This is a genomic window from Actinosynnema sp. NPDC023658 (assembly GCF_040639995.1).
Classification (GTDB): domain Bacteria; phylum Actinomycetota; class Actinomycetes; order Mycobacteriales; family Pseudonocardiaceae; genus Actinosynnema.
The window spans coordinates 1-1,106 of sequence record NZ_JBFAAX010000688.1; the positions used below are offsets into that span (position 1 = coordinate 1).

At 67.1% G+C, this 1,106-nt stretch carries 1 protein-coding gene and 1 pseudogene; both read right to left on the reverse strand.

The genetic code is table 11. From position 1 onward, the window contains the following. Nucleotides 1-537: pseudogene (locus AB0G02_RS33200) on the reverse strand (aminopeptidase N); the annotation flags it as partial. 315 nt (nucleotides 538-852) lie between these two features. Beyond that, the coding region (locus AB0G02_RS33205) for an MmcQ/YjbR family DNA-binding protein (RefSeq protein WP_360802202.1) at nucleotides 853-1,106 on the reverse strand (254 nt) is incomplete at its 5' end.

Genomic DNA, 1,106 nt, shown 5'->3' on the forward strand with positions numbered 1-1,106 from the left:
CTCGTCGAGGCACTGGGCCGTGACGTCGAAGACCTCCCGGATGTCGGCCTCCAGCGCCTCGGCCACCGACGCGCGGCAGTGCACGCCGAGCGGCACGCCGTCGTGCACGGTCTCGAACGAGGCGTACGGCCCGGCGACGACCGTGGTCAGGTACGTGGCCTGCGCCACCTCCTGCACGACCCGCCAGCGCCCGGGCGACACCTTCGCCGCCGCGCCCGTGCCGAGCACCGTCCACTTTTCGGGAACGGTCAGCTCGAAGGTGAACGGCGCTTTGAGATCCGGTTGGTCGAAGCACGCGAAAATGCGCGGAGCGTGGTCGAGGAACACCGCTCCGTACACGTACACCTGGTCGTCGGCCGGGTCGACGTAGCGGTGCAGCCCCTTGGACTCCCGCGAGTACGCCATGTCCGCGACCACGACGAGCTCGTTGGCGGCGGCCAGCCCGGTCAGCGGCAACCGGCCGTCGACCAGCGCGGACACGTCCAGCTCGCGTCCGTTGAGCCGGGCCTCCAGCAGTGCCGCCGGCTTGACGTCCACGAACGTCGACCCGTCCCCGTCGGCGCTGAAAGCGATTTTCGTCGTAGACCGAAATACTTTCCCATCGCCGGTCAGATCCAGGTCCACGTGATACGAGTCGACCTCCAACAAAGCGCCTCGTGCGGCTGCTTCGGATCGAGTCAAACTGGCCATGCGGCGACCCCTCCTGCTTGATAGGAAGGATCGTAAACACGACTTGTGCCACGTCAACGACCCAATTTGGTTCTCTTATAGGGTCTGCCCAAGGAATGCTGATGGCCCGCTCGACCGGCGTCCCCGCAGCGCCGTTTCGCCCGTCCGGCGGTGTCGGGAGCGCTAACTTCCCAGGTAGTCGCGCGCGATACGCTTGGGCACGCACATCCGCCAGGCGTCCACGACCAACTCCGCCAACTCCTCCTCGTCCAGTCGGGACAACGTCGCCCGGACCCAGTTGTACCGCTCGTCCGAAGGCACCGGCGGATGGAATTTGTCGGGGTCCGAGGTAATCAGCGCCGCCCGCTCCTCCTTGGGGAACGCGAATCCCATCGTCAGCTCGTCAGGCGACAGCAGCGCCGGCACCGGCCACCCGG